This window comes from Nocardia sp. Root136, assembly GCF_001427185.1.
In the GTDB taxonomy this organism is placed as follows: Bacteria; Actinomycetota; Actinomycetes; order Mycobacteriales; family Mycobacteriaceae; genus Nocardia; species Nocardia salmonicida.
In genome coordinates this window covers 1,441,914-1,468,802 of record NZ_LMFE01000001.1, presented here as the reverse complement: position 1 = coordinate 1,468,802, position 26,889 = coordinate 1,441,914, and the positions used below count along the sequence as shown (strand labels likewise).

Here is a 26,889-nt window from a genome sequence, read left to right as displayed (position 1 = left end):
CTGATGAAACTGCGCTACGGAACCTTCTCCTACTTGCCCGACCTCACCGACGACGAGATCGCGGCCCAGGTGAAGTACGCCCTCGATCACGGCTGGCCGGTCTCGCTGGAGTACACCGACGACCCACACCCACGCAATGTGTACTGGGAGATGTGGGGGCTGCCGATGTTCGACCTGGCCGAACCCGACGGCGTGCTCGCCCAGCTCGCGGGTTGCCGGGCCACCTTCCCGCAGCACTACATCCGGCTGCTGGCCTACGACGCGGCCCTGGGCAGGCAGTCCACCGCGATGTCGTTCCTCGTCCAGCGACCGGCGCACGAGCCCGGCTTCCTGCTCGAACGCGTCGAGGGCCCCGACCGCACCCAGCGGTATTCGGTGAAGTCCTACGCCACCGCCCGTCCGTCCGGCGATCGGTACGCGGGCGAGTGAACTGATGGACACACCAAAGGGATTCGGGTTCCACCGGCCGTCGGCAGGTGGTTCGGCGCAGACCACGGCAGTCGAGGACCAGACGCACGAGCCTGCGATTCTGGGCGACGACGAGGTGCTCGATCTCTCGGCCGACGAGGCCGCGGCCAGGGTGAGCGACACCCTGGCCGCACTCGATGCCGAGCTGGTCGGCTTGGCCGCGGTCAAGCGCCGGGTCCGCGAGATCGCCTCGCTGCTCCAGGTCGACCGGGCGCGCCGCCGGTTCGGGCTCACCACCACGCGGCCCACGTTGCACATGAGCTTCACCGGCGGTCCCGGCACCGGCAAGACCACGGTCGCGCTGCGGATGGCGGCGATCCTGCACGCGCTCGACTACATCAGGGCGCCGCGCGTGCACACCGTCACCCGCGACGACCTGGTCGGCCAGTTCATCGGCCACACCGCGCCCAAGACCAAGGAGGCGATCGCCCGCGCGGCCGGGGGAGTGCTGTTCATCGACGAGGCCTACTACCTGTTCCGGCCGGAGAACGAGCGCGACTACGGGCAGGAGGTCATCGAGATCCTGCTCACCGAGATGGAGAACGAGCGCGGTGATCTGGTGGTGATCTTCGCCGGCTATCCCGATCGGATGGCGACCTTCTTCGCCGCCAATCCGGGCCTGAGTTCCCGGGTGCCGCACCATCTCACGTTCGCCGACTACGACCACGCGGAGCTGACCCAGATCGCGGGACTGATGGTGGAGTCGGAAGGATTCGCCTTCGACGACGACGCGCACAAGGCGTTCGCCGAGTACCTCACGCTGCGCATGGAGCAGCCCCGGTTCTCCAACGCGCGCAGCGTGCGCAACGCGATCGAACGCTGCCGGCTGCGGCAGGCCCGCAGGCTGGTCGCGCTCGACCGGCCGCTGGGCAAGTCCGACCTCATCACCCTCACCAAGGAAGACGTCTACGGCAGCAGCGTGTTCGAGCCGGCACAGGACTGAGTCGGCACACGACCGAGCGGAAGCCCGATCACCGAGATCTATCCGGTGATCGGGCTCCCCGCGTTGACAAGGGCGGAGAATGTGAGAAGCCTTTTGTCACCTATGCCGACCGCGCGGTGCCGCAGAACGAAAAGAAGCTGACACATGACCTCGATCGATGATCCAGCAGATGATCTGAGCGTGACCCCGCCCAAGACCTGGGCGGTCGGCGTTCCGGCCGTAGCGCACGCGATCGAGTACTCGCTGTCGCAGAACTCCCCGGTCCGCACTGCGCTCACCTTGCTGAACATCAATCAGACCGACGGCTTCGACTGTCCCGGTTGTGCGTGGCCCGAGCCGAAACAACGGCACCGCAGCGAGTACTGCGAAAACGGTGCCAAGCACATCAACGACGAGGCCACCACGCGCCGGATCACCAGGCAGTTCTTCGCCGAGCATCCTGTTGCCGAGCTCGACACCATGTCCGATTACTGGCTCAACCAGCAGGGCAGGCTCACCGAGCCGATGGTGAAGCGTCCCGGCGCCACCCACTACGAGCCCATCGACTGGGACGACGCCTTCGACCTGATGGCACGCGAGCTGCGCGGCCTCACCACCCCCGACGAGGCCCTGTTCTACACCTCGGGGCGACTCAACAACGAGGCCGCGTTCCTGCTGCAACTGTTCGCCCGCTCCTACGGCACCAACAACCTGCCCGACTGCTCGAACCTGTGCCACGAGTCGAGCGGTTCCGCGCTGAACCAGACCATCGGCGTCGGCAAGGGCACCGTGTCGCTGGACGATATCTACGAAGCCGACCTGATCTTCGTCGTCGGTCAGAATCCCGGCACGAACCATCCGCGCATGCTGACGGCGTTGGAACAGACCAAACGCAACGGCGGCAAGATCGTGGCGGTGAACCCGCTGCCCGAGGCCGGGCTGATCCGGTTCAAGAACCCGCAGAAGGCGCGCGGGGTGATCGGACGCGGCACCGAGATCGCCGACATCTTCCTCAAGATCCGCCCCGGCGGCGACCTCGCCCTGTTCCAGATGCTGAACAAACTGCTCCTCGACGCCGAGGACGCGGCGCCGGGCACGGTGCTCGACCACGAGTTCATCGCCGCGCACACCACCGGCTTCGACGCCTTCGCCGAGCACGCGAGGACGCTGAGCTGGGAGCACGCGCTCACCGCGACCGGACTGGCCCGCGCGGAGATCGAAGCCGTCCACCAGCAGGTGCTCGCCAGCAAGAAGATCATCGTGTGCTGGGCGATGGGTTTGACCCAGCACAAGCACGGCGTGCCGACCATCCGCGAGATCGTCGACTTCCAGCTGCTGCGGGGCAACCTCGGGCGTCCGGGGGCGGGGGTGTGCCCGGTCCGTGGGCACAGCAATGTTCAGGGCGACCGCACCATGGGCATCTGGGAGCGGATGCCGCAGTCGTTCATGGACGCCCTCGGCAAGGAGTTCGAATTCACCCCGCCCACGGCCCACGGGCTGGACGCGGTCGGTTCCATCCGCGCCATGCGCGACGGCAAGGCGAAGGTATTCGTCGGTGTCGCAGGCAATTTCGTGCGGGCTACGCCCGACAGCGAGGTCACCGAGGCGGCCCTTCGGCAGTGCTCGCTGACCGTGCAGATCTCCACCAAACTCAACCGCTCCCACACGGTCTGCGGCGAGACGGCACTGATCCTGCCCACGCTGGGCCGCAGCGATCGCGATATCCAGGCCACCGGCGAGCAGTTCTGCACGGTCGAGGATTCGATGAGCCAGGTGCGCACGTCGCGGGGGCGGCTCGACCCGGCCGCACCGGACCTGCTGAGCGAGGTCGCGATCATCTCCCGGCTGGCGCGCAGCACACTGGGGACGGAGTCCACGATTCCGTGGGAGGAATTCGTCGCCGACTACAGCACCGTGCGCGACCGAATCTCCCGGGTCGTGCCCGGCTTCGAGAACTTCGGCGAACGGGTCACCGCGCCAGGCGGGATGCTGCTGGTCAATCCGGTCAACAAGGGCATCTACCGCACCGCGAGCGGTAAGGCCGAGTTCACCCGCAACGACTTCGACATGATCGACGCGCCGCCGGGATACCTTGTGCTGCAATCACTGCGGTCCCACGATCAGTGGAACACCATTCCGTACGCGGGCAACGATCGCTACCGGGGCATCCACAACGCCCGACGGGTGGTGATGGTCAACCCCGACGACCTCGCCGAGCGGGGGATCGCCGACGGTGCGCTGGTCGACATCGTGAGCATCTGGCACGACGGCACCGAGCGGCGGGCGGAGAAATTCGTCGCCGTGGGATATCCGGCCAGTCGTGGTTCGGCGGCCGCTTACTACCCGGAGACCAATGTGCTGGTTCCGCTCGACAGCGTGGCCGACGTCAGCAACACGCCGACGTCGAAGGGCATCATCGTCCGGCTGGAGCCTGTGGCCTGACGCACAGCGCATCCCCGGCGTCGCGGAATGCCCGCCGAGTGCACGGGCGGTGACGCACGGAGATCTGCGGGCATAGATACACTGCCCTTATGTCCGTGCGTACCCGCCAGCCACTAGTTCCCGGCACCCAGTCGCCGATCCGGGAAGTTCCCCGCTCCATCGAGCGGCCCGAATACGTCTGGAAGAAGACCGCGAACGAGGGCAACGAGCCCTGGGTGCAGACCGCCGAGACCATCGAGAAGATGCGGATCGCGGGCAAGATCGCGGCGCAGGCCCTCGAAGAGGCGGGCAAGGCCGTGGTGCCCGGCGTCACCACCGACGAGCTCGACCGGATCGCCCACGAGTACATGTGCGACCACGGCGCCTACCCCTCCACGCTGGGCTACAAGGGTTTTCCCAAGTCCTGCTGCACCTCGCTCAACGAGGTCATCTGCCACGGCATCCCCGACTCGACGGTGGTCGAAGACGGTGACATCGTCAATATCGACGTCACCGCCTTCATCCACGGCGTGCACGGCGACACCAACAAGACCTTCCTGGCCGGCGATGTCGACGAGGAGGTGCGCCTGCTCGTCGAGCGCACCGAGGAGGCCACCAACCGGGCGATCAAGGCGGTCAAGCCGGGTCGCGCCCTGAACGTGGTCGGCCGCGTCATCGAGGCCTACGCCAACCGCTTCGGCTACGGCGTGGTGCGTGACTTCACCGGCCACGGCGTCGGCCCCACCTTCCACAGCGGCCTGGTGGTGCTGCACTACGATCAGCCCAACATCGAGTCGGTGATCGAGCCCGGCATGACCTTCACGATCGAGCCGATGATCAACCTCGGCGGCATCGACTACGACATCTGGGACGACGGCTGGACCGTGGTCACCCAGGACCGCAAGTGGACGGCTCAGTTCGAGCACACACTCGTCGTCACCGAGACAGGCGCGGAAATCCTGACCCTGCCGTGACTCCGGCGGGCGCTCGCGCTGACGAGGCCGGCGTAGCGCCGCGCGGGGCGCTGCTCGTCGCGGGTACCACCTCCGACGCCGGGAAAAGCGTTGTGGTGGCGGGTATCTGCCGCATGCTGGCCCGGCGTGGGGTGCGGGTGGCGCCGTTCAAGGCGCAGAACATGTCGAACAACTCGGTCGTCACGCTCGACGGCGGGGAGATCGGGCGTGCGCAGGCGTTGCAGGCACGGGCGTGTGGGCTGGAGCCGAGCGTACGGTTCAATCCGGTGCTGTTGAAGCCCGGTAGTGACCGCCGTTCGCAGTTGGTGGTTCGCGGCAAGGCTGTCGGAACTGTCGGCGCGCGTGACTACTTCACCCGACGGCAGGAATTGCGCGAAGTCGTCGCGGCCGAATTGGCCTCGTTACGTGACGAATTCGACGTGGTGATCTGTGAGGGGGCGGGCTCACCGGCCGAAATCAACCTCCGGGCCACCGATCTCGCGAACATGGGGTTGGCGCGCGCCGCCGAGATCCCGGTCCTGGTGGTCGGCGATATCGATCGCGGCGGCGTCCTCGCTCACCTGTTCGGCACCGTCGCGGTCCTGGAACCCGAAGATCAGCAACTGATCTCGGGCTTCATCATCAACAAGTTCCGCGGCGACGTGTCCCTGCTGCAACCCGGCTTGGACCAGCTCGCCACCCTGACCGGCCGCCCCACCCTCGGCGTCCTCCCGTTCGCCGAGGACCTCTGGCTCGACGCCGAAGACTCCCTCGGCACCATCTCCGGTGCCCCGGTGGGCCGACCCGGCCCGCCCCACGGCGCCGATTGGCTCACCGTGGCCGCCATCCGGCTGCCTCGCATCTCCAACTCCACCGACATCGAAGCCCTCGCCTGCGAACCCGGCGTAGCTGTTCGCTGGGCCGACAGTCCCCACCAGCTGGCCACCGCCGACCTCGTCGTCGTGCCGGGTTCGAAAGCGACGGTCTCGGATCTGGAGTGGTTGCGCGCCAACGGGATAGGGGAAGCCCTCCGCTCCCGCGCCGCGGCGGGCCGCCCCATCCTCGGCATCTGCGGCGGCTACCAGATGCTCGGCCGACGCATCGTCGACGGCGTCGAGCACAGGGCCGCGCAATCACCGGCGCCCACGGCGACACCCGATCACGTCGGTATCGAATCCCTGGCGACCAGGCGGCCGACGGTGGCGGACGGCCTCGGCCTTCTCGAACTCGACATCGAATTCGCGGACCCCAAGATCGCCCGTCAGGTGACCGGCGCGGCGGGCTCGATTCCCGTGCACGGCTACGAGATCCATCACGGCAGGGTGACCCACACCGCCGACCCCGCCTGGCTGACCATCGAGGGCGACGACGAAGGCAGCGCGCGAGCAGCGATCTGGGGCACCCACGTCCACGGACTCCTCGAATCCGACGGGTTCCGCCGCACCTGGCTCACCGAAGTCGCCGCCCGAGCCGGACGCACCGGCTTCACCGTCGCCCTCGACACCTCGGTGGCGGCCGTCAGGTCCGCGCAACTCGACCTTCTCGCCGACCTCGTCGAGCGACACGTCGACCTCGCGGCGCTGGATCGGCTGATCCGCGACGGCGCCCCGGCCGACATCCCGGTCATCCGAACCTCCCGGTGATCCTGGCTCCGGGAGCTGCGGACGCGGCGCCGTGGTGCCGGGTATGCCGATACGGCACCACTGTTTTGTAACCTGTTCTACCATTGACGGCACCCATTGCTGGAGTCCAGGACGAGCTCATGCAGGACTGATTAGGTCAGCTCCGGCCAGGCAGTAGAACGTGTTCACGGCAGTGTGTAGTCGATGCCGATGGTCTACGGGGAGTGATTGTGCAGTTCAATCTGGCGGATGTCTTCGAAACGGTGGCCGCGGCCGTTCCCGACCGTGTCGCGCTGACCTATGAGGGTGAGAACGTCACCTACGCCCAGCTCGACGGCGAGGCGAACAAGGTGGCGGCGATGCTGTCGCAGGCGGGCATCGGGGAGGGCGACCATGTCTCGTTGTTCCTCAAGAACAGCGTCGAGCATGTCCATTCCCTCCTCGGCCTGATCAAGATCCGCGCGGTGCCGATCAACGTCAACTACCGCTACACGCCCGCCGAACTCGAGTACATCTTCACGAATTCGGACTCGGTCGCCGTCATCGTCGAACTGCCGGAGCACCAGCGAACGCTGGCGGAGCTCCTCGCGGCATGTCCGCTGGTCCGCACGGTGATCGTGATCGGTGAGCTCGATGACGAGCTGCGCGCCGCGGCGGCCGCTCGATCCGTCGCCGTGTTTTCCTTCGCCGAGCACGAAACGCTTTCGGCCGCAGTGGAGTTCGTGCCTCGCACGGGAGACGAGCTGTACGTGCTCTACACCGGTGGCACCACCGGATACCCGAAGGGCGTGATGTGGCGCCACGACGACTTCTTCCGCAAGCCGCTCTCCGGCGGAAATCCCTACGGCACCGACCCGCGCGCCGACCTCGCCGAGATCGCCGCCGCCGCGAAGGAGTTTCCGGAGCTGTCCTTCTTGGTAGCCGCGCCGCTCATGCACGGAGCGGCCCTGTATTCGTTGTTCACGTTCTTCACTCTCGGCGCCCGCGTGGTGCTCATGCGCGACTTCGACTCGCAACGCGTTGTCGAGGCGATCGAGCGGGAGCGGATCCAAGTGATCCTCATCGTCGGCGATGGCATGGGGCTACCGCTGGTCGACGAGATGGAACGCCGTCAGGGCCAGATCGACCTGAGCTCACTGTTCTCGATCACCTCCGGCGGCGCGATCTGGTCGGTCGGGGTGCGCGAACGGATGTTGGCGGTCAAGCCGGATCTGCTGCTGCGGGACAACTTCGGGGCCTCCGAATCCGGCAACGACGGCGCCTTCACCGTCGACGAGCAGGGCAACCTGCGCATGCCGTCGTCATCGACGATGCTGCTCGTCGACGAGGACCTCGCCGACATCGCGCCGGGCAGCGACCAGATCGGGTACATCGCCCGCGTCGGCAATGTTCCGCTCGGCTACTACAAGGACGAGGACAAGTCCGCCCGCACCTTCCGCACCCGCGTCGACGGCACGCGGATGTCGATCCTCGGTGACATGGGGCGCGTCGAAGCCGACGGCACCATCGTGTTCCTCGGGCGTGGTTCGCAGTGCATCAATACCGGCGGCGAGAAGGTGTTCGCCGAAGAGGTCGAGGCGGTGCTGCACGCCCACCCGTCGATCGCTGACGCGCTCGTCGTCCCGGTACCCGACGAGCGCATGGGGCAGAAGGTGGCCGCAGTCATCGCCACCTACCCGGACGCGCCGACACTGACGCTCGACGACGTCCAGCAGCACTGCCGAACGTCGTTGGCGGGATACAAAGTGCCGCGCGCGATGAGGACCGTCGTCGAGATCAAGCGAACCCCTGCCGGCAAAGCCGACTACCGGTGGGCCACCGAGGTCGCGCGTGGTCAGGCGCACATCGGAAGCGAGGCGACCGGGTGACTCGTGCTCGCGCGGATCACCCGCTGTGCGGCCGGTCTCCTCACAGCGGTGGGGTCGGCGTTGTGACAGGTTTGGCAATTTCGGCATCGCGGACAGTGAAAGCCCAGTACACGGGGGTGCGGCGATCGGCAGGGCGCGTCGGAACCGTCGGCGTAGTTCAGCCCGGCCGTGTACCGTAACCCGGCATGAAATCTCGGCAGATCACGGTCGGTGACCAGGCCAGGACGGTGCGGGTCGACGGACCCTCCTCGCGGCACAATGTGCTGCTGCTTCCCGATGCGGACGACCCTGCCGACGTGTTCGACACGGTGTGCACGCGGCTGCACGAGTCCGATTTGCAGACCATCGTCGTGGAGTCGACCGAGGGGCTCGACCCGGCGGGCGTGCTCACGATTCTCGACGAACTCGACCTGCCCTACGTGAACGTCGCGGGGCGTGGGTCGGGCGCGGAGTTGGCCTGGCGGGTGTGCGCAGGCCGGTTCGGGCGGTTCATGAGCCTGGTAGTCGCCGATCACGGACACCCGGCTGTTCCCGACGCCGACGGCCGCGTCCCCGACGCGTCCTGTCCGCCGCTGGAGCTGCCCGTCACCATGCTGGTCACCAAGAGCCTGCCCCGGGCCACCGCCGACGCCTCCGGCCGCTATGTCTACGGCGAATTCCGGGTCGTCCCACTGGAAGTCCACAACATCGCCACCGAAGCCGGCCACGAATTCGCCACCGAAATCGTCCTGCGCACCAGCCTCTGGTAGGCGCCGACCGAGATCACCGGGCTCTGACGTGGTGCGTCAGAGCCCGGTGTCGGTCCGGATCAGGACTTGCGGTAGGCCGCCAACCAGTCGAGCCAGTTGTCGGTTTCCTGGAATGCGTTGGCGCGCACAGCTTCCGAGGACAGGAACACGTCGTGGCGGGCGCCCTCGATCGGGACGATCGAGGTGCGTTCGCCCAGGCACCCCGCCCAGCGCTGGATCTGCTTCACATCGAGCACGGCATCGGCCACGTCGACGGCGGGGGAGTGCTCGCGGGCGAACTTGGTGATCCGTGAGCGCAGGATGAGCGCGGGTACGCCGATGGTCAAGCCTTGATGCAGCCGCGCGTGTCCTCGGCGGACGGCCCGCAGCCAACCCAGCCGCACCGGTTCACCACTGAGTGGCTTCCAGTCCAGGTTGTAATCCCACTCGCCCGAGCGGCTGGTGTGCAGGCTGTCGCCGTACGCGGTGTTGATGCCCGCGGGCAGCTGGGCGAAGGCACGGAACCTGCCGACCGTGTTGATCACCGGAGTGCCGATCGTGCGGTAGAAGGACGGCCCCTGCAGGTCGAACCAGGGACTGTTGAGCACGACGCCGACAACACCCGCCGCCGCGCTGCCACCGGCCGCCTCGAGCCGATCCAGCCACAGCGGCACGATCAATCCGCCGGTCGAATGCGCGACGATCAGCACATCGTTGCCGGTCTCCTCGCGCGCGATCCGCAGCGCCTCGTTGAGCTCGTCGTCGTAGAGCGCCAGGTCGCTGATGTAGTGCGCGCTCTGCCCCTCTCGCCGCGACCGACCACATTTGCGCAGGTCGAGCGCATAGAAGCGGTGCCCGCGGGCCGCGAAGTGCTCGGCCAGGTGCTCCTGGAAGAAGTAGTCGGTGAACCCGTGCACGTAGAGCACGGTCGGCTCGACCGCCGGCGCCGCGGAATCGGGCTGGTAGCGCACGAGCGTGGCCACCACTTCGCCCTCACCGTCGGGGTCGATCCCGAGCGGAAGGGTCCGCTGTTGATAGGCGGTGCCGAGAACATCGGGTTGCCACTGCTCGTCGGTGCGATCGGCGAGGGTTTCGTTCGTCACACTGCTCAATCTATCGCGCGGTCATGGTGACGTGCAGGCTTGGTTTTCATCACATTCGTGAGGTCCGTTGCAGAACTGTGCTCAGGTGAGGTGCACAATTGGCAGAAGGTGAACGACGGGTAACCTACCTCCCGGCGATTCACCGCGAGTCGCATCAACACCGCCAAAGCGCCCGCGCCAAGCGAACTCACCCGCCGGTGGGTAGCTGAGAAGGACAAGGAAGTCGATCTACCCGTGCCGAACGCTGCGAAGAGTGAAAAGACCGATGTAGTTCTCATCGGCGCAGGCATCATGAGTGCCACGCTGGGCGCGCTGCTGCGGCAGCTGCAGCCGGATTGGACGATCTCGGTGTTCGAGCGGCTCGACGCCGCCGCCGCGGAGAGCAGCGACCCGTGGAACAACGCGGGTACCGGCCACTCGGCGCTGTGCGAGCTCAACTACAGCCCGCAGAACGCCGACGGCTCGGTCGACGTGAGCAAGGCCGTCGACATCAACGAGCGCTTCCAGGTCTCGCGCCAGTTCTGGGCCTCCGCCGTCGACACCGGCGTGCTGGACGACCCCGCGGGCTTCATCAACCCCATCCCGCACGTCAGCTTCGTGCACGGCGCCGACAACGTCGAGTACCTGCGCAAGCGCCACGAGGCGCTGTCGCCGCACCCGCTGTTCCGCGGCATGGAGTTCATCGACGCCCCCGACGAGTTCGCCGCGCGCCTGCCGCTGATGGCCAAGGGCCGCGATTTCAGCGACCCGATCGCGCTGAACTGGTCCGACGGCGGCACCGATATCGACTTCGGCGCGCTCACCAAGCAACTGCTCGCCTACATCGGCTACTCCGGCGGCGAGATCGCCTTCGGCACCGAGGTCCGCAACCTCGACAAGCAGTCCGACGGTTCCTGGAACGTCACCGTCCGCAACCTGCGCACCTACCAGTCGCGCACCATCAACGCGAAGTTCGTCTTCGTCGGCGCCGGTGGTGCCGCGCTGCCGCTGCTGCAGAAGGCAGGCATCAAGGAAGCCAAGGGCTTCGGTGGCTTCCCGATCAGCGGCCAGTTCCTGCGCTCCACCAACCCCGAGCTGATCGCCGAGCACGAGGCCAAGGTCTACGGCAAGGCCGCCGTCGGCGCCCCGCCCATGTCGGTGCCGCACCTCGACACCCGCGTCATCAACGGCCAGAAGGGCCTGCTGTTCGGCCCCTACGCCGGCTGGACCCCCAAGTTCCTCAAGGACGGCTCCAACGCCGACCTGTTCAAGTCGATCAAGCCCAACAACATCGGTTCGCTCGTCGGCGTCGGTCTCACCGAGCTGGGCCTGACCAAGTACCTGGTCGAGGAGCTGCTCAAGTCGCAGAACGGCAAGATCGGCGTGCTCGGCGAGTTCCTGCCGCGCGCGCAGGGCCGCGACTGGGAGCTGATCACCGCCGGTCAGCGTGTGCAGGTCATCCGCCGTAAGGGCGTCGGTGGTGTGCTCGAGTTCGGCACCGCGGTCATCTCGGCCGAGGACGGCTCCATCGCCGGTCTGCTCGGCGCGTCGCCGGGTGCGTCGACCTGCGTCACCGCCATGCTCGACGTGATGCAGCGGTGCTTCCCGGAGCAGTACACGGGCTGGACGCCGCAGCTGCAGCAGATGATCCCCTCGCTCGGACAGAAGCTGTCGGAGAACCAGGCCCTGTTCCAGGAAGTGTGGGACTGGACCAGCAAGTCGCTGAAGCTGGACCGCACCAACGCGCCCGCGCAGGAGCAGGTCGCGAGCTTCGCGCAGGTGTGAACGCCGAGCTGAGACGGTCGTGGGCGGCGGATCTCGACGCCGCCACCCTCTACCGGCTGTTGCGACTTCGCGTGGACGTTTTCGTCGTCGAGCAGGAATGCGCCTATCCGGAGCTGGACGGTCGCGACCTGCTGCCGACCACCCGGCATCTGTGGCTCGACGACGGCTCCGTGCTCGGCACCCTGCGCCTGCTCGAGGAGTTCGTCGACGGGGTGCGGAGCTATCGCATCGGCCGGGTGTGCGTCGCGCCGTCTGCGCGCAAACACGGGTACACCACCCGTCTGATGCAGGCCGCGCTGGCTGAAACTGGTTCGGCCACTGTGCGATTGGATGCCCAGGCACACCTGGTCGGCATGTACGCGAAGTTCGGTTTCGCCGTCGACGGGCCGGAATACGTCGACGACGGGATCCCGCACGTGCCGATGCGGCGCGGCTGACGCGGTTCACCCGTGGCGTCGGATTTCGCTGGTTTCGAGCAGGTCGACGGTGGCGTCGGGCTTCGGCTCCCCGGCCCGTCGATGCCCGGGGGGGCTGCCGGGATCGCCGCGCGCATAGAGTTGGGGCGTGCCTGGTTTTGCTGATGTTGCCGCTGGTCCGCATACCGCCGCGCGCGTAGCGGGTGAGGCGGGGTTCCCGTTCTCCGCTGTGGTGGGGCAGGAGCGGCTGCAGCTGGCGTTGATCTTGTCGGCCGTGCACCCCGGAATCGGTGGGGTGCTCGTGCGTGGCGAGAAGGGCACCGCGAAGTCGACTGTGGTGCGCGCGCTGGCGCAGTTGCTGCCGCCTGTGGTCGACGAGACCGGAGCGCGGCCCGCGCGGCTGGTGGAGTTGCCGGTGGGTGCCACCGAGGACCGGGTGGTCGGCTCGCTGGATCTCGAGCGGGTGCTGCGGGACGGGGAACAGGCGTTCCGGCCCGGGTTGCTGGCCGCGGCCCACCACGGCGTGCTCTACGTGGACGAAGTGAACCTGCTGCACGACCATCTGGTGGACGTGCTGCTCGACGCGGCGGCGATGGGCCGGGTGCACGTCGAGCGTGACGGTGTCTCGCACTCGCACGAGGCGCGATTCGTTCTCGTCGGGACGATGAACCCCGAAGAGGGGGAGCTGCGGCCGCAGCTGCTCGACCGATTCGGGCTCACCGTCGACGTGGCGGCCTCGCGCGAGGTCGACGTACGGATGGCGGTGGTGCGCCGTCGCCTGGATTACGAGGCCGACCCCGCCGGGTTCGCCGCCCGCTATGTCGACGCCGATCAGGTTGTGGCCGAACGCATTCTGACCGCGCGGGACCGGTTGCCCGAGGTCATGCTGGACAATTCCGAGCTGCGGCGGATCGCGGCGCTGTGCGCGTCGTTCGATGTCGACGGGATGCGCGCCGACCTGGTGGTCGCCAGGACCGCGACCGCGCACGCGGCGTGGCGTGGCCGGGATCGGGTCACCGAGGACGATGTGCGGATCGCCGCGGAACTCGCGTTGCCGCATCGTCGTCGGCGGGATCCGTTCGATGAGCCGGGGATCAGCGAGCAGCAGCTCGACGACGCGATGGAGGCCGCGGCGGCTGAAGTCGAAAAGGCCTCGGGGGAAGAGGAATTCGACGGTCCGCGCGGATCGGGCGACGGCGGCGAGGACGAACTCCAGGCTGACGGTGGTGACTCGGCTCGCCCGGAGGGTTTCGACTCTCAGGACGACGAGCGGTCGCGGGGCACCGGTCCCGACGATGGTCCCGATGACGGTGGCCCGGACGACGGGGGTCCGGAGGGCGGTCCCGGCGGTGGTGGTCCCCACGATCAGGGGCCTGACGGCGGACCGAGCGGTGGTGGTTCCGGCGGCGACCGGTCGGACAGCTCCAGCCAGGACGACGCGGGCAACGGCTCGCGACCCGGGCCCGAAAAGCTGTCGGGTACACCGACTTCGGCGGCGAAGCCCGCGCCGCGCTGGGAGGTCCCCGGTATCGGCGAAGGTGCCCCCGGTCGACGTTCACGCGCCAGGACCCGAACCGGCCGGACTGTTCGTCCCGACGTCGACCCCTCGACCGGCCTGCACCTGCTCGGCACGGTCTTCGCGGCCGCGCCGAAACAGGTCGAACGCGGCAGGCTCCAAGGCCCGCTCGCCCTGGAAGCCGAAGACCTGCGCGGCGCCTATCGCGAAGGCCGAGAAGGCAATCTGGTCGTTTTCGTCGTCGACGCGTCCGGCTCGATGGCCGCGCGCGACCGCCTCACCGCCGTGACCGGCGCCATCGTCACCCTGCTGCGTGACGCCTACCAGCGCCGCGACAAGGTGGCCGTGATCAGCGTCCGCGGTAGTGAAGCCGAACTCGTCCTGCCGCCCACCTCCTCGGTCGACATCGCGGTCCGCCGCTTGGCAGGCATGCGCACCGGCGGTAAAACGCCACTCGCGGCGGGGCTGCTGAAGGCCCGCGAGGTGATCGCCCGCGAACACGTCCGTGACCCGCGCCGACGCCCCATGCTGGTGCTGCTCACCGACGGCCGCGCCACCGGCGGCACCGACCCCCTTCCGCGCGCCCGCACCGCTGCCAGGGTGCTGGCCGCCGAAGGCCACACCGCCATGGTCATCGACTGTGAACGCGGCATGATCCGCCTCGGCCTTGCCGCCGAACTGGCACGCGACCTGCGCGCCCGCTACCTGCGCTTGAACGAACTCACCGGTGAGACCGTCGCCGACGTGGTCCGCGCCACCGGCTCGCCCGCCCGCGCGGCGTAAAGCCGCCACGCCCCCGGAGGCCCCGGGCGCGCCCTGATAGAAATGGTGACGAGCCGGCCTCGCGGGCCACCGTGTGCCGCGAACACGCGCGTCAGTGCGACAGATGACGAGGAGTGACCAGTGCCCAAAGGTGTTCCCGAGAGTGTGCCCGAGGACGGCCTGACGACCCGTCAGCGGCGCAACCAAGCGGTGTTGGCGGTGCACACCGGACCGGGCAAGGGCAAGTCCACCGCGGCGTTCGGGATGGCGTTGCGGGCCTGGAACCAGGGCTTCGACGTGGCGGTCTTCCAGTTCGTGAAGAGCGCGAAGTGGAAGGTCGGCGAGGAAGCCGCGTTCCGAACCCTCGGGACCCTGCACGAGGAGACCGGCGCCGGTGGCGCGGTGGAGTGGCACAAGATGGGCGAAGGCTGGTCCTGGACCCGCAAGCACGGCACCGAAGAAGACCACGCGGCCGCCGCCCTGTCCGGCTGGCAGGAGATCTCCCGTCGCCTCGCCGCCGAACAACACCGCTTCTACGTCCTCGACGAGTTCACCTACCCCCTCAAATGGGGCTGGGTCGACATCGACGAGGTCGTCGACACCCTCGCCAACCGCCCCGGCAACCAGCACGTGGTCGTCACCGGCCGCGACGCACCCGCGGCCCTGATCGAGGTCGCCGACCTCGTCACCGAGATGACGAAGGTCAAGCACCCGATGGACGCGGGCCGCAAGGGCCAGCGCGGTATCGAATGGTGAGCGCTCCCGCCGTGGTGATCGCCGCCCCGGCATCGGGGAGCGGCAAGACCACGCTGGCCACCGGGCTGATCGGTGCGCTGCGACGGGTCGGGCACCGGGTGGCGCCGTTCAAGGTAGGGCCCGATTACATCGACCCCGGCTATCACGGGCTCGCGGCCGGGCGACCGGGGCGCAATCTGGATCCCGTTCTCGTCGGCGAGGATCGGGTGGTACCGCTGTATCGGCACGGCGCGCAGGGCTGCGATATCGCGATCGTCGAGGGCGTGATGGGCCTGTTCGACGGCCGGATCGACGAGAACCGCGCGGATGCGGTCGCCGAGGGGTCCACCGCGCAAGTAGCCGGGCTGCTCGGGGCGCCGGTCGTCCTGGTGGTCGACGCGCGCGGCCATTCCCAGAGCTTGGCCGCCCTGCTCCACGGCTTCGCCACCTTCGACTCCTCGGTCCGCCTCGGCGGTGTGATCCTCAACCGGGTCGGCAGCGAACGCCACGAACAAGTCCTGCGCGCGGCCTGCGACCGCGTCGGCCTGCCCGTTCTCGGCGCGCTGCCCCGCATGGCCGAACTGGAGGTCCCCTCCCGCCACCTCGGCCTCATCCCCGCCGTCGAACACGGCTCCGCCGCCACCGCCGCTGTCGACGCCATGACCGAACTCGTCACAGCACACGTGGACCTGCGTGCCATCGTCGCGTTGGCCGGTGGCTCGGTGCTGGGCGCCACGTGGGATCCGCAGGTCGAACTGACCGCGGCCGCTGAACATGCCACGGGCGGAACAAGTTCCGCGGGCGACGGCAGCGCGGACGACACGCGCGCAACGGACGCGCGGTCCGGAGTTGTCTCGGGCAGAGATCCCTTGATCGCGATGGCGGGCGGTCCGGCGTTCACGTTCGGCTATGCCGAGCATCGGGAACTGCTGGTCGCCGCCGGTGCCCGGGTGGTGGTGTTCGATCCACTGTCCGATGAACTCCCCGTTGGCACTGCGGGATTGGTACTTCCCGGTGGTTTCCCGGAGGAGCATGCCGGGCAGCTGTCAGCCAACGAGCGCCTCAGAACCGCAGTGGCCGAGGGTGCGGCGAGAGGCCTGCCGATCCACGCCGAGTGCGCTGGACTCCTCTACCTCACGCGCTCCCTCGACGGCCATCAGATGGCGGGCGTCATCGACGCCGACGCCGAATTCGGCCCACGTCTGACGCTCGGGTATCGCGACGCCGTCGCCCTGCACGACTCGGCACTCTGGCGAGCAGGAGCCCGGGTACGCGGCCACGAATTCCACCGCACCCGGCTGGCGCGCACCGGCGCGGAGAATGCCGCCTGGGGTTGGCGGACAACGGGTTCCGTGGCCGAAGGTGCCGTGGTCCGCCAGGTGCACGCCTCTTACCTGCACACCCATCCGGCGGGAAATCCTGACGCTATCGCCCGATTCGTCAGCGCCGCAAGACGATTCGACCGCTGATGGCGCGCAACGGCGTACGGCGATGACGACCTCCGACGGCGAGCGACAACCGGCGACGACCGGTGTCGCAGCGTCGGGTTCGGTGGTGGCTGTCGGGATCGGCGTACGGCCGGGTACCGATGGGGGCCGGATCGTTCGCGCGGTGCGGGCGGTGGTCGGCGACACCGCCATCAGCTGCTTGGCGACCCTCGACCGGCGTGCGACCGAACCCGGTGTCCTGGCCGCGGCGGCGACGCTGCGCGTGGTCGTGGTGGCGTTCACCGCCGAGCAACTGGCCGAGGTCGATGTGCCGCACCGTTCGGATCACGCGTCGGCGGCCGTCGGCACCCCCAGCGTCGCGGAAGCCGCGGCTCTGCTCGCGGGCCACGGCGAACTCGTGTGCGGCAGAACAATTGTCGACGGAATAGTGATCGCCGCAGCGACGGTATCGCCGCGTTCATGAATGCGGAATCAATTCAGTGGGCAAGTTCGATCATGGGCAGTAACGTCTTACTCAGCAGTTGCGAGGCGGACCGGATCTGATCGGTTACCACTCGGATTGGGGATGTCGCAGGTTCGAATCCTGCCCGCCATCGCGAGGTGGCGGTAGCTCAGCCTGGTAGAGCACCTATACCGGTCGGGACACACACGTCCGCCGAGCAACTGCCGATGTAATGAGCAGGACGGACCGGATTCGGTCGGTTATCTGGCACGACCTCAGGGTCCAGCGGGTTCGAACCCCGTGGCGGAAAGCGATTTCCGTTGTTCGGCCGTAAACACACGTCCGTCCGCTCATCACATCACCACATGTCCCGTTGGGTCCGGGACCGAATCATCGACGCCGGTATACGTATCGGAGGGGGAACAATGAATATCCTGTCGCGCATTTCTCGTCGCAGCACGCCGCAGACCCTGCCCGCCGATACCCGGCAGGTGGTCGACAATGCGGGCGGCTACGTCTTCGAGATCACCCCGCAGGCGCGGGCGCGCCGCTTTCTCACGCTCGGAACGGAATCCGGAACTTTTTACGTCGACGCGAAGGCGTTGACGGCCGACAATGTCGAATTCATCGCCGAGTACGCCGCCCAGCACACCGCCGACCTCGTTCGCGAGATCGTCGAGATCTCCACTTCCGGGCGTGCACCGCGCCCGAACCCGGCCCTGTTCGCGCTGGCCGCCGCCGCGTCACTCGGGGATGTCGACGGTCGCCGCGCCGCTCTCGCCGCGCTGCCGCTCGTGGCGCGGACCGGCACGCACCTGTTCCTGTTCGCCGGCTACGCCGAGCAGTTCCGCGGCTGGGGTCGTGGTCTACAGCGGGCCGTCGCGAACTGGTACCTGGACAAGCCGGTCGACGCACTGGCCTTCCAGGTGGTGAAGTACCGGCAGCGTGAGGGCTGGTCGCACCGCGACCTGCTGCGCCTGTCGCACCCGGCGACCACCGACGACGAGCGACGCAGGTTGTTCGACTGGATCTGCGGCCGCGCACCGGAACTCGACGGTGTGGCCCTGCTCGACGGTTTCCAGCGAGCACAGAACGCGCCGGTGGCGCAGGTACCGGAGCTGGTGCGCGAGTACCGGCTCAGCTGGGAGATGCTGCCCGATGCCGCGCTGAACACCGCGCCGGTGTGGGAAGCATTGCTGGACAACGGTATTCCGCAGACGGCACTGCTGCGGCAGCTGCCGCGCCTGACCCGTCTCGGCCTGCTCGATCCGCTCGGACCGCGTACCGCGGCGATCTGCGCGCAGCTCGCCGACCCGGCGCGGCTGCGCAAGGCACGGGTGCACCCGGTGTCGGTACTGATCGTGTTGCGCACCTACGCTTCCGGACGTTCGGCGCGCGGTGCGGGCACCTGGACGCCGTCGGCTCCGGTCGTCGACGCTCTCGATACCGCGTTCTACGCGGCCTTCGAGTCCGTGCGGCCGACCGGCCTGCGGCACCTGCTGGCACTGGACGTCTCGGGTTCGATGATGAGTGGGATCGGGGGACTGCCGATCTCGGCGCGTGAGGCCTCGGCCGCGCTCGCCCTGGTCACCGCACGCACCGAGCCGCAGCACCAGATCGTGGGGTTCACCTCGGGCGGCAAGGGGTGGCAGGGTGCGCGCGACCTGTCCCACCTGTCGATCTCGCCGCGGCAGCGTCTCGACGACGCGGTGGGGGCGGTGTCGGGATTGCCGTTCGGCGGCACCGACTGCTCGCTGCCCATCCTGCACGCGTTGGACAAGGGCATCGAGGTCGATGTGTTCTCGATCTACACCGACAACGAGACATGGGCGGGTTCGGTGCACCCGCACCAGGCGCTGGCCCGGTACCGCCGCGAGGTGAACCCGCGGGCCAAGCTCGTGGTGGTCGGCATGACCGCGACGAACTTCAGCATCGCCGATCCGGCGGACGCGGGCATGCTCGACGTCGCCGGATTCGATGCCGCGGTGCCGTCACTACTGGCCGACTTCGCCACGGCCGCATAAGAAATCGGAGCCGCCGCGACCTCGTTGTCGCGGCGGCGCCTTTTCTTCTCGCGCGAAGGGTTCCGTCAAGGAGCGACGGATGACCAATCGGCGAAACCTGTCGGGTCGTGGCGGCCCATGGAGGCGTGTTCGAACAGGCCCCAGCCTTCGGCGTCACCGCAGCGGGCATAGCCGATGTGGTCGATCACGCCGTAGGGGGTGCGAGCCTTGATCGCGGGGTCGGTGAGGTCGTAGGCGCTCGACAGCGACCAGTTCTCGCCCATCCATCGGCCGTGGGTCCAGTCGGGGTCGGCGCCGTAGCCACAGCCCACGTGCAGGGCGATGCCGGGGCGCGATTCGACCTCGACCTCGAGGGGTTTGCCGTCGGGCGTGGTCATGTCCAGACGCACCGACTTCGGGTGCCGGGTGCCGGGCTCGTAGGTCCAGTGCATGCGGGGCCAGCCCAGCTGTTCCTTGCGGCCGTCGTTCCAGATCCGGACCGCGTTGTTGAGCGTGCGGGTGCCGTCCGGTTCCTCCTGAACGATCACCACGATCGAGAAGTCCTGGAACCGCAGCGGCGCGTACAGCCACCAGAAACCGTCCATGCCGGTGGGTCGACCGGCGGGTTCCGGCTCACCGGACGGCCGGATGCCCCAGGATCGGTCCCGGCTGCCGGTCCAGACCGCCGGGTCGACCGTGTAGTCGATGCCGTCGACGGCGAGAGTGCCCGCCCACGATCCGAGTTGGGCGAACCGAGAGGCTTCGATGATCGGGCGGGTGCCGGACAGGATCAGGTGCGGCTGCTCCTGCACGGCGGGCTGCGCGCCGGTCCAGGTGAGGTCGAAACCGAGATCATCGTGCTCGCACACCACGCGCAACTTCTGCAACGGCTCGAGCACCTCGAGCCGGTAGCCACCGACGGTGGTGTTCAGATCGCGCGAGGTGAGCGCGTCGGAGAAACGCACGCTGCGCTGGGCGTCACCGTGGCGCACCACCGCGAAGGCGTCGACCACGCCCAGATTCGGGTACACGCCGAATCCGGTGATCAGCATCGCGTCGCCGGCCGGGTCGAAGGCGTTGAAGTAGTAGCGGTCGTAGAAGTTCCGGTCGCTGGTGGCCACCCTGGCCAGTGAAAGCGGGGTCTGGTGGACCGGGTATTCGTCCAGGGGAACAGGCATGATCGCGCTCATAGTCAGTCCCATTCGTAGGTGCCGTCGAGCAGCGCCTCGAGGCTGAGGCGATGCATCACGTAGTCGTCGAGCTCGGCGGGCACGGTGTCCTCGCCGAAATGGATCATCCGGCACTTGATCCTGGCCATCACGATCGCGTGCCGCAGCGCGGCGTAGACGATGTAGAAGTCCAGATCTCGGACCGAATGTCCGGTCAGTTCCTCGTATTTCGCCACCACCGCGTCGCGGCGAAGGAAGTCCGCGAGCCCGGGTTGGTCGAAGCGGGTCGCGATGTCCTGGAAGAACCTGTGGATGAAGATGGTCCAGCCCAGATCGAGTTCCCGTGGCGCCAAGGTCGCCATCTCCCAGTCGAGCACCGCCGTCGGGGTGAAGCCTTCGAACAGGATGTTGCCGGGGCGGGCGTCGCCCCAGTTCAGCACCTCGGGACCGGGATCGGCCGGCCAGTTGGCCTCGAGCCAGTCGAACGTTCGCTCGATCAGCGGCACCTCGACGTCGTGGTCGGTCAGTGCCCACTTGTACCAGGCGCGCTGGGCCTCGAAATGCCTGCGCAGCGCGGTTCCCTCGCCATCGAGCAACGGGAAGCGCTTGGCTACATCGTCGATGGCGTGCACCTGCGCGATCACCTCGACGGTCGCGTCCGCTATCAGCTCGCGCTCATCGGCGGTGGCGTCGAACAGCCAGCCGAAGAACACGTAGGGCGGATTGTCCGACGGCGCCCTGCCCTCGACCCGTTCCATCACGAGGAAAGGCGAGCCGAACACGGAGTCATCGAGTTCGAGCCAGCGCAGTGGTGGGACGGCGACCTCGGAGGCCGCGGCGACACCGGCCATCACCTGGTACTGCATGGCCAGGTCGTACGACTCGAACACCGGGAACGAGCTGTCCTCCGGCGCCATCCGGATGACGAAGGAGCCCTGTTCGGTGCCGCCGCCCGCCGACCACTCGGCGTCGAACAGGATGGTGGTGCTGGACATGCCGCCGCTGGACGGCTTGCTCAAATTGCTGACCGCTACGTCGCCGCCGACCTTGTCGGTCAGCCATCGCGTCAGCTGTCCGGCGAGCTCGTCCAGATCACGCTCGTTGACCGTGAGCGACACTCGAGCGGCGGGATCCTGATCTTCGGACATCTGTGCTGGCTCCCTGTCGACAAAACTGTAACGTGTGTCACTTCTGGGTACCCGAAGACTATCCGAAATGTAAGTCCGGCGTCGGTGAGTGGGATTCAGGGTTGACAGGGTAAAGATCAGGGTTTTCCCGGACGCGCTCGGTGGGGGATGCCGATTAGCTTCGGTAACAAAGGATCTCGACGGGGAGGTAACGGGTGTCTGTAGTGACCACGGAGCGCACGCACGATGAAGTCGCGAGCGCGCCACCCTCTATTCCGAGCTGGCATCCGGTCACCCGGCTCGCGTTCCGGTTCAGTGTCGCCTATCTCGGTTTGTTCTGTTTGTGGATGGCTCAGGTCACCTTCGTATTCCTCGGCGTCTTCGCGCTGTCGTTGCCCGAGGAGGCCATGCTCTGGCAGATGCTCGCGCTCGAGCCGGTGAGCGCCTGGATCGGTGAGCACGTGTTCGGGGTCGAGGCCGAGCTGGCGATGAGTGGTAGCGGTGACCAGGCGGCGATCTGGATCCAATGTGGCCTCGTGCTGATTGCCGCGGTGCTGATCACCCTCGTGTGGTCGGTGCTCGATCGGCGCAGGCGTGCGTATCCACGGCTGCTGAGCTGGTTCCTCACCGCGTTGCGGTTGTTCGTGGGCGGGCAGATGCTGTTCTACGGCTTCGCGAAGCTGATCCCGACGCAGATGCCGGAACCCTCGCTGATCGCCCTGCTCACGCGCATCGGTGATCTGACGCCGATGGCGATGTTGTGGACGCAAGTGGGATCCTCGCCCGCCTACGAGATCGCGTTGGGTACGGCCGAAGTGCTCGCCGGGCTGCTGCTGTTCTGGCCACGCACGGCGACGCTGGGCGCCATGCTGAGCGTGATCAGCATGGCGCAGGTGTTCCTGCTCAACCTCACCTACGACGTCCCGGTGAAGATGCTGTCCGGGCATCTGCTGCTGATGGGGCTGGTACTGCTGGCCCCGCAGGCCCGTCGAATGATGAATTTCCTCGTACTGGAACGAGAGTCGGAACCGGCCGTGCAGCCGCCGCTGTTCAGGTCCGAGCGTGCGAACCGATGGGCCACCGTGGCACAGGTCGCGGTCGGGCTGTGGATCACCGTGGGGATGATCTACGCCGGCGTAGAGAGCTGGCGTGAATACGGCGGCGGCGCACCGAAACCCGAGTTCTACGGCATCTGGGAAGTCAGCGAGTTCAGCATCGAGGGTGCCCCGATCCCGCCGCTCTCCACCGATCCGGTGCGCTGGCAACGCCTCGTCATCGACATCGGCACGGCGGGCTACCAGCGGATGGACGACACGATCGTGCCGGTGCTGGCCACGACCGACCTGGCGGCGCACACGATGACGCTCGCCGCCGCACCCACCGGCCCGGACCGGACCCCCGCGCCGTACGCGACATTCACCGTCGACCATCCCTCGGCCGACAAACTGACCCTGCGCGGTGAACTCGACGGCCGACCCGCGACGGTCACTCTCGATCGCGTCGACCTCGAGCGATTCCCGTTGCGCGGCACGAACTTCCGCTGGGTGCAGAACCAGCCGAATTTCGGCTGAGATCGACCGGCTAGACCGCGCCGATGTCCTCGAACCACAGATCGGGGCGGTCGGCGACGAACTCGCTCATCAGCGACACACAGCGCGGATCGTCGAGCACGAGCACCCGGACTCCGTGTTCGGCGAGCCAGTCGTGGCCGCCGTGGAAGGTCCGCGCCTCGCCGATGATCACGGTGCCGATGCCGAACTGGCGCACCAAGCCGCTGCAGTACCAGCACGGGGACAAGGTGGTGACCATGATCGTCGGGCGGTAGTCGCGGCGACGGCCCGCGGCGCGGAAAGCGTCGGTTTCGGCGTGGACGCTCGGATCGTCGTTCTGTACGCGGCGGTTGTGGCCGCGGCCGAGCAGGGTGCCGTCGGCGTCGAACAGGGCCGCGCCGATCGGGATGCCGCCCTCGGCCAGACCCTGGAGGGCTTCGTCGTAGGCGATGTCGAGGAGTACCTCCGGCTGGGTCATGGTCTCCACTGTCCTGCCTGCTCGCCGGGTGGGCAACGCGGAACGCCGATCGAGAGCGGCGAACGCGGGAGATCTTTTGTCGAGACCGGCCTCGAGGCGAAGATCGTGGATCGGCGGTGCGCCTGTCGGCGGGTGCGTTCGGGCCGCACCGAGCCAGGAACTAGGCTCCGACACTGTGCCGAACACCGCTGACACCGCATCGACCCCGCCCGCAGGCGACCCGAACTACCTGGTCGGGCTCGATCTGCGTGGCCGCAGAGTAGTCGTCGTCGGCGGCGGAACCGTTGCCCAGCGCAGACTGGGGCTGCTCGTGGCCTCGGGTGCGGATGTGCACGTGATCAGCCGAGTGGTCACCCCGGCTGTCGAGGGGATGGCTACGGCGGGGCAAATCGCCGTTGAACTGCGCGCCTACGCCGACGGCGATCTCGACGGCGCCTGGTACGCGATGGCCTGCACCGACGAGCCCGAGACCAACGCCGCCGTGGTCGCCGAAGCCACCGCCAAGCGCATCTTCTGCGTCCGCGCCGACATCGCCCGTGACGGCACCGCGGTCACCCCCGCGACCGCCCGCTACGACGGACTGTCGCTCGGCGTGCTCGCCGGGGGCGAACACCGTCGCTCGGCCGCGGTGCGCAACGGCCTGCTCGAAGCGCTGCAATCCGGTGTGGTGACCGACGATTCGGAACCGGTGACCCCCGGCGTCGCGCTCGTCGGCGGCGGCCCCGGCGATCCTGACCTGATCACCGTGCGTGGTCGCAGGCTCCTCGCCCGCGCCGATCTGGTCGTCGCCGACCGGCTCGCCCCACCGGAACTGCTCGCCGAACTGGGCCCGCACGTCGAGGTGATCGACGCCGCGAAGATCCCGTACGGCCGGTCGATGGCGCAGGAGGCGATCAACCTCGCCTTGATCGAGGGTTTCAAGGCGGGCAAGTTCGTGGTGCGGCTCAAGGGCGGCGACCCGTATGTGTTCGGTCGTGGGTACGAGGAACTCGAGGCGTGCACCGCGGCCGGTATCCCGGTGACGGTGGTGCCCGGTGTGACCAGTCCGATCTCGGTGCCCGGCGCGGCCGGTATCCCGGTGACCCATCGCGGGGTGACCCACGAGTTCGTCGTCGTGAGCGGACACGTCGCCCCCGAGCACCCCGATTCGCTGGTCGACTGGTCGGCGCTGGCCAAGCTGCGCGGCACCATCGTGCTGATGATGGCGGTCGAGCGGATCGACAAGTTCGCCGCCGCGCTGCTGGAAGGCGGGCGCCCGTCCGATACCCCGGCCGCGGTCATCCAGGAGGGCACCCTGCGCACCCAGCGGGTGGTGCGCGCCGACCTCGCCACGGTCGCCGACCGGGTGAAGGAAGAGGGCATCCGGCCGCCCGCGATCATCGTCATCGGCCCCACGGCGGGCTTCGGCCTGGACTAGCTTCGCGGGCCGCGCGCCCTCGGGCTGCCGTCGCGCCAATTACACTGCCTCGTTGTGCTCGATAAACCCGCTGCGACGATGCAGTATCCGGTGACGGGGCGGGCCTTCGGTCTCGCCATTCTCGTACTGAGCGGCCTGCAGTTCATGGTCGTGCTCGACGGCACTGTCGTGATCTTCGCGCTGCCGCGGCTGCAGGAGGAGATGGGGCTGTCCAGTTCGGGCAGTGCCTGGACGGTGACCGCCTACGGCCTGACCTTCGCCGGACTGATGCTGCTCGGTGGCAGGCTCGGCGATGCGTTCGGGCGTAAACGGATGCTGATCATCGGCGTCGGGGTGTTCACCGCGGCCTCGCTGGCCTGCGGTCTGGCCACTGGCGAGGCCATGCTGCTGATCTCGCGCGCCTTCCAGGGCGCCGGCGCGGCGATCGCGGCGCCGACGGCCTTCGCGCTGGTCGCAACCACTTTCGCGCCGGGGCCTGCCCGTAATCAAGCCATCGCGATCGTCGGTTCGATGGCCGGTATCGGGTCGGTCGGCGGTCTCGTTGTCGGTGGTGCGCTCACGGAGTTCTCGTGGCGGTGGATCTTCCTGATCAATGTGCCGATCGGCGCGCTCATCGTGGCGGGCGCGGTCTACAAGCTGTCCGACACCGAGCACCATCGCACGCCGCTGGATATCAAGGGCGCGATCCTGGGGACGCTGGCCTGCGCGACGATCGTGTTCGGCGCGACCGAGGGTCCGGCGATGGGTTGGACGAGCCCGGTCATCCTCGCCTCGCTGATCGGCGGGTTCGCGCTGCTGGTGATCTTCGTGGTGACCGAACGCCGCGAAGCCGATCCGCTGCTGCCCTGGTCGCTGTTCGACAGCCGCGACCGGGTCGCCACCTTCGCGCTGATCTTTCTCGCCGGTGCGATCCTCGGCGCGATGACCTTCTTCGTCGCCCAGTTGCTCCAGAATGTGCTCGGGTACAGCCCGCTGCAGGCCGGTGTCGCCTCGATCCCGTTCACCATCGGCATCGGGCTCGGCGGCGCCGTGGCGTCGAAGGCGGCGCTGGTCGTCTCGCCGCGCTGGCTGCTGGCCTCGGCCTCACTCGTGCTGGCCGTCGGTCTGCTCTTCGGCTCGACGCTGGATCAGCACGTGCACTACCTGCCGACGCTGCTGGTGCTGCTCGTGGTGATCGGCTTCGGCGTCGGCGTCGCCATGGTGCTGGCCCCGCTGTGCGTGCTCGTCGGGGTGTCGCAGTCGAATATCGGTCCGCTGGCGGCGGTCGGCCAGATGTTCATGAACCTGGCGACACCGATCGCGATCGGCCTGTTGAGTCCGATCGCGGCGTCGCGCACCCTCTCGCTCGGTGGCACCGACGGCCGCGCCGCGGACATGTCGCCGACCCAGATCGAAGCTCTGAACAGCGGATACACGCTGGTCCTGTTCGTCTGCGCGATCCTGGCGGTGCTGGCCGCCCTGGTCGCCTTGACCCTGCGGTTCACCCCGCAACAATTGGTGCAGGCACAGCAGGCGCAGGAAGAGGCCCAGCGGAGCTGACTCCGCCGGGCCCGCTGCTCACAAGCGTCCGGTGACCTTGGTCGGGCTGACGCGGATGACGACGCGTTCGGCATCGTCCACCGATGCCGGGTTGAACTCGCGATACGGCTTGCCGGTGTATTTGAGCGACATCTCGTCGGGCAGCGCCCGTTCGGGATCCGGTGTGGTGGTGGCGGTTCCGCGGACCTCGGCGTAGAGGAACGGCCGCTCGGGCGGGTTCACCATCACGGTGATCCGCGGGTCGCGCACCAGGTTCTTGGCCTGCTGTCGGGAGACGGTGGTGGAGAACAGCAGCTCGTCACCCTCGCGTTTGATCCAGACCACGGTCAGGTGCGGATGCCCGTTGGGCCCGACCGTGGCGACGGTCGCGTAGACCTTCTCCTCGTCGAGATACGTTTTCAGCTCATCGGAAAGCACGGCGGTATCAGTCACGCTCCG

22 protein-coding genes and 1 tRNA gene are annotated in these 26,889 nt (G+C 68.0%); 18 read left to right on the top strand and 5 right to left on the bottom strand.

Going from position 1 to position 26,889, the window contains the following annotated elements; all coding sequences use genetic code 11:
* Nucleotides 1–3 precede the first annotated feature (3 nt).
* The 7 genes from ASD42_RS06865 to ASD42_RS06835 all read left to right on the top strand — a co-directional run bounded on the left by ASD42_RS06865 (nucleotide 4) and on the right by ASD42_RS06835 (nucleotide 9,003).
* Entirely contained in the window at nucleotides 4–429 is a 426-nt protein-coding gene (locus ASD42_RS06865) for a ribulose bisphosphate carboxylase small subunit (RefSeq protein ID WP_056811635.1), read from the top strand.
* A gap of 4 nt (nucleotides 430–433) precedes the next feature.
* The gene (locus ASD42_RS06860; RefSeq protein WP_056811632.1) at nucleotides 434–1,411 is read left to right on the top strand and encodes an AAA family ATPase; all 978 of its coding nucleotides are present in this window, start codon (nucleotides 434–436) and stop codon (nucleotides 1,409–1,411) included.
* Nucleotides 1,412–1,555: 144 nt separating this feature from the next.
* Nucleotides 1,556–3,832 (top strand): FdhF/YdeP family oxidoreductase, encoded by a 2,277-nt coding sequence (locus ASD42_RS06855; RefSeq protein WP_056811630.1) that lies wholly within the window; start codon nucleotides 1,556–1,558, stop codon nucleotides 3,830–3,832.
* A gap of 89 nt (nucleotides 3,833–3,921) precedes the next feature.
* Nucleotides 3,922–4,785 carry a type I methionyl aminopeptidase gene (map, locus tag ASD42_RS06850; protein ID WP_056811628.1) on the top strand — a complete coding sequence of 288 codons (864 nt, stop codon included), beginning with the start codon at nucleotides 3,922–3,924 and terminating at the stop codon, nucleotides 4,783–4,785.
* The gene (locus ASD42_RS06845) at nucleotides 4,782–6,407 is read left to right on the top strand and encodes a cobyric acid synthase (RefSeq protein ID WP_056811625.1); all 1,626 of its coding nucleotides are present in this window, start codon (nucleotides 4,782–4,784) and stop codon (nucleotides 6,405–6,407) included. Before map ends, ASD42_RS06845 begins: the two co-directional genes overlap by 4 nt.
* A 209-nt stretch (nucleotides 6,408–6,616) precedes the next feature.
* Nucleotides 6,617–8,254: an AMP-binding protein gene (locus ASD42_RS06840; protein ID WP_056815647.1), complete on the top strand. Its 1,638-nt coding sequence runs from the start codon at nucleotides 6,617–6,619 to the stop codon at nucleotides 8,252–8,254.
* Nucleotides 8,255–8,439: 185 nt separating this feature from the next.
* Nucleotides 8,440–9,003 carry a hypothetical protein gene (locus ASD42_RS06835; RefSeq protein WP_056811621.1) on the top strand — a complete coding sequence of 188 codons (564 nt, stop codon included), beginning with the start codon at nucleotides 8,440–8,442 and terminating at the stop codon, nucleotides 9,001–9,003.
* A 59-nt stretch (nucleotides 9,004–9,062) separates the two neighbouring features.
* On the opposite strand, the gene ASD42_RS06830 is transcribed toward ASD42_RS06835, so the two are convergent.
* Nucleotides 9,063–10,085 carry an alpha/beta hydrolase gene (locus ASD42_RS06830; protein ID WP_056811618.1) on the bottom strand — a complete coding sequence of 341 codons (1,023 nt, stop codon included), beginning with the start codon at nucleotides 10,083–10,085 and terminating at the stop codon, nucleotides 9,063–9,065.
* Between the two features lie 234 nt (nucleotides 10,086–10,319).
* On the opposite strand from ASD42_RS06830, the gene mqo reads away from it, so the two are divergent.
* The 8 genes from mqo to ASD42_RS06795 all read left to right on the top strand — a co-directional run bounded on the left by mqo (nucleotide 10,320) and on the right by ASD42_RS06795 (nucleotide 19,192).
* Nucleotides 10,320–11,849, top strand: a complete 1,530-nt coding sequence (gene mqo, locus ASD42_RS06825; protein WP_084787025.1) for a malate dehydrogenase (quinone) — start codon at nucleotides 10,320–10,322, stop codon at nucleotides 11,847–11,849.
* Nucleotides 11,846–12,286: a GNAT family N-acetyltransferase gene (locus ASD42_RS06820; protein WP_056811615.1), complete on the top strand. Its 441-nt coding sequence runs from the start codon at nucleotides 11,846–11,848 to the stop codon at nucleotides 12,284–12,286. The genes mqo and ASD42_RS06820 overlap by 4 nt, the downstream gene beginning before the upstream one ends.
* 208 nt (nucleotides 12,287–12,494) lie before the next feature.
* Nucleotides 12,495–14,564: a magnesium chelatase subunit D family protein gene (locus ASD42_RS06815; RefSeq protein ID WP_056811612.1), complete on the top strand. Its 2,070-nt coding sequence runs from the start codon at nucleotides 12,495–12,497 to the stop codon at nucleotides 14,562–14,564.
* A 120-nt stretch (nucleotides 14,565–14,684) separates the two neighbouring features.
* Entirely contained in the window at nucleotides 14,685–15,299 is a 615-nt protein-coding gene (gene cobO, locus ASD42_RS06810; RefSeq protein WP_056811609.1) for a cob(I)yrinic acid a,c-diamide adenosyltransferase, read from the top strand.
* A complete protein-coding gene (locus ASD42_RS06805) occupies nucleotides 15,293–16,747 on the top strand; it encodes a cobyrinate a,c-diamide synthase (protein ID WP_056811607.1) in 1,455 nt (484 codons plus the stop codon). Before cobO ends, ASD42_RS06805 begins: the two co-directional genes overlap by 7 nt.
* 22 nt (nucleotides 16,748–16,769) lie before the next feature.
* Nucleotides 16,770–17,189 carry a cobalamin biosynthesis protein gene (locus ASD42_RS06800; protein WP_084787023.1) on the top strand — a complete coding sequence of 140 codons (420 nt, stop codon included), beginning with the start codon at nucleotides 16,770–16,772 and terminating at the stop codon, nucleotides 17,187–17,189.
* A gap of 64 nt (nucleotides 17,190–17,253) precedes the next feature.
* Nucleotides 17,254–17,319 (top strand) — tRNA-Pro (locus tag ASD42_RS34275).
* A gap of 274 nt (nucleotides 17,320–17,593) precedes the next feature.
* Nucleotides 17,594–19,192 (top strand): TROVE domain-containing protein, encoded by a 1,599-nt coding sequence (locus ASD42_RS06795; RefSeq protein ID WP_056811604.1) that lies wholly within the window; start codon nucleotides 17,594–17,596, stop codon nucleotides 19,190–19,192.
* A 65-nt stretch (nucleotides 19,193–19,257) separates the two neighbouring features.
* Here the strand turns inward: ASD42_RS06795 and ASD42_RS06790 are convergent, their stop codons facing one another.
* Entirely contained in the window at nucleotides 19,258–20,349 is a 1,092-nt protein-coding gene (locus tag ASD42_RS06790) for a hypothetical protein (RefSeq protein WP_056815640.1), read from the bottom strand.
* A 14-nt stretch (nucleotides 20,350–20,363) separates the two neighbouring features.
* A complete protein-coding gene (locus ASD42_RS06785; RefSeq protein WP_056811601.1) occupies nucleotides 20,364–21,488 on the bottom strand; it encodes a phosphotransferase family protein in 1,125 nt (374 codons plus the stop codon).
* A 194-nt stretch (nucleotides 21,489–21,682) separates the two neighbouring features.
* On the opposite strand from ASD42_RS06785, the gene ASD42_RS06780 reads away from it, so the two are divergent.
* Complete coding sequence (locus tag ASD42_RS06780) at nucleotides 21,683–23,038, top strand: hypothetical protein (protein ID WP_056811598.1); 1,356 nt, start codon at nucleotides 21,683–21,685, stop codon at nucleotides 23,036–23,038.
* Nucleotides 23,039–23,048: 10 nt separating this feature from the next.
* On the opposite strand, the gene ASD42_RS06775 is transcribed toward ASD42_RS06780, so the two are convergent.
* Nucleotides 23,049–23,495, bottom strand: a complete 447-nt coding sequence (locus tag ASD42_RS06775; protein ID WP_056815638.1) for a nucleoside deaminase — start codon at nucleotides 23,493–23,495, stop codon at nucleotides 23,049–23,051.
* A 175-nt stretch (nucleotides 23,496–23,670) separates the two neighbouring features.
* Between ASD42_RS06775 and cobA the strand changes: the two genes are divergently transcribed.
* Nucleotides 23,671–24,912 carry a uroporphyrinogen-III C-methyltransferase gene (gene cobA / locus ASD42_RS06770; RefSeq protein WP_056811595.1) on the top strand — a complete coding sequence of 414 codons (1,242 nt, stop codon included), beginning with the start codon at nucleotides 23,671–23,673 and terminating at the stop codon, nucleotides 24,910–24,912.
* A gap of 78 nt (nucleotides 24,913–24,990) precedes the next feature.
* On the top strand, nucleotides 24,991–26,451 hold the full coding sequence (locus ASD42_RS06765) for an MFS transporter (protein ID WP_056811592.1): 1,461 nt from the start codon (nucleotides 24,991–24,993) through the stop codon (nucleotides 26,449–26,451).
* A gap of 18 nt (nucleotides 26,452–26,469) precedes the next feature.
* Here ASD42_RS06765 and ASD42_RS06760 read toward each other — a convergent pair whose 3' ends face one another.
* Entirely contained in the window at nucleotides 26,470–26,883 is a 414-nt protein-coding gene (locus tag ASD42_RS06760; RefSeq protein ID WP_235569331.1) for a PPOX class F420-dependent oxidoreductase, read from the bottom strand.
* Nucleotides 26,884–26,889: the final 6 nt, after the last annotated feature.

Excerpts from the sequence above, each read along its gene's own strand:
- map (WP_056811628.1), top strand. The coding sequence starts at position 3,922 with ATGTCCGTGCGTACCCGCCAGCCACTAGTTCCCGGCACCCAGTCGCCG.
- ASD42_RS06855 (WP_056811630.1), top strand. The coding sequence starts at position 1,556 with ATGACCTCGATCGATGATCCAGCAGATGATCTGAGCGTGACCCCGCCC.
- ASD42_RS06800 (WP_084787023.1), top strand. The coding sequence starts at position 16,770 with ATGACGACCTCCGACGGCGAGCGACAACCGGCGACGACCGGTGTCGCA.
- ASD42_RS06805 (WP_056811607.1), top strand. The coding sequence starts at position 15,293 with ATGGTGAGCGCTCCCGCCGTGGTGATCGCCGCCCCGGCATCGGGGAGC.
- ASD42_RS06860 (WP_056811632.1), top strand. The coding sequence starts at position 434 with ATGGACACACCAAAGGGATTCGGGTTCCACCGGCCGTCGGCAGGTGGT.
- ASD42_RS06775 (WP_056815638.1), bottom strand. The coding sequence starts at position 23,495 with ATGACCCAGCCGGAGGTACTCCTCGACATCGCCTACGACGAAGCCCTC.
- ASD42_RS06765 (WP_056811592.1), top strand. The coding sequence starts at position 24,991 with ATGCAGTATCCGGTGACGGGGCGGGCCTTCGGTCTCGCCATTCTCGTA.
- ASD42_RS06790 (WP_056815640.1), bottom strand. The coding sequence starts at position 20,349 with ATGCCTGTTCCCCTGGACGAATACCCGGTCCACCAGACCCCGCTTTCA.
- ASD42_RS06785 (WP_056811601.1), bottom strand. The coding sequence starts at position 21,488 with ATGTCCGAAGATCAGGATCCCGCCGCTCGAGTGTCGCTCACGGTCAAC.
- ASD42_RS06795 (WP_056811604.1), top strand. The coding sequence starts at position 17,594 with ATGAATATCCTGTCGCGCATTTCTCGTCGCAGCACGCCGCAGACCCTG.
- ASD42_RS06865 (WP_056811635.1), top strand. The coding sequence starts at position 4 with ATGAAACTGCGCTACGGAACCTTCTCCTACTTGCCCGACCTCACCGAC.
- ASD42_RS06835 (WP_056811621.1), top strand. The coding sequence starts at position 8,440 with ATGAAATCTCGGCAGATCACGGTCGGTGACCAGGCCAGGACGGTGCGG.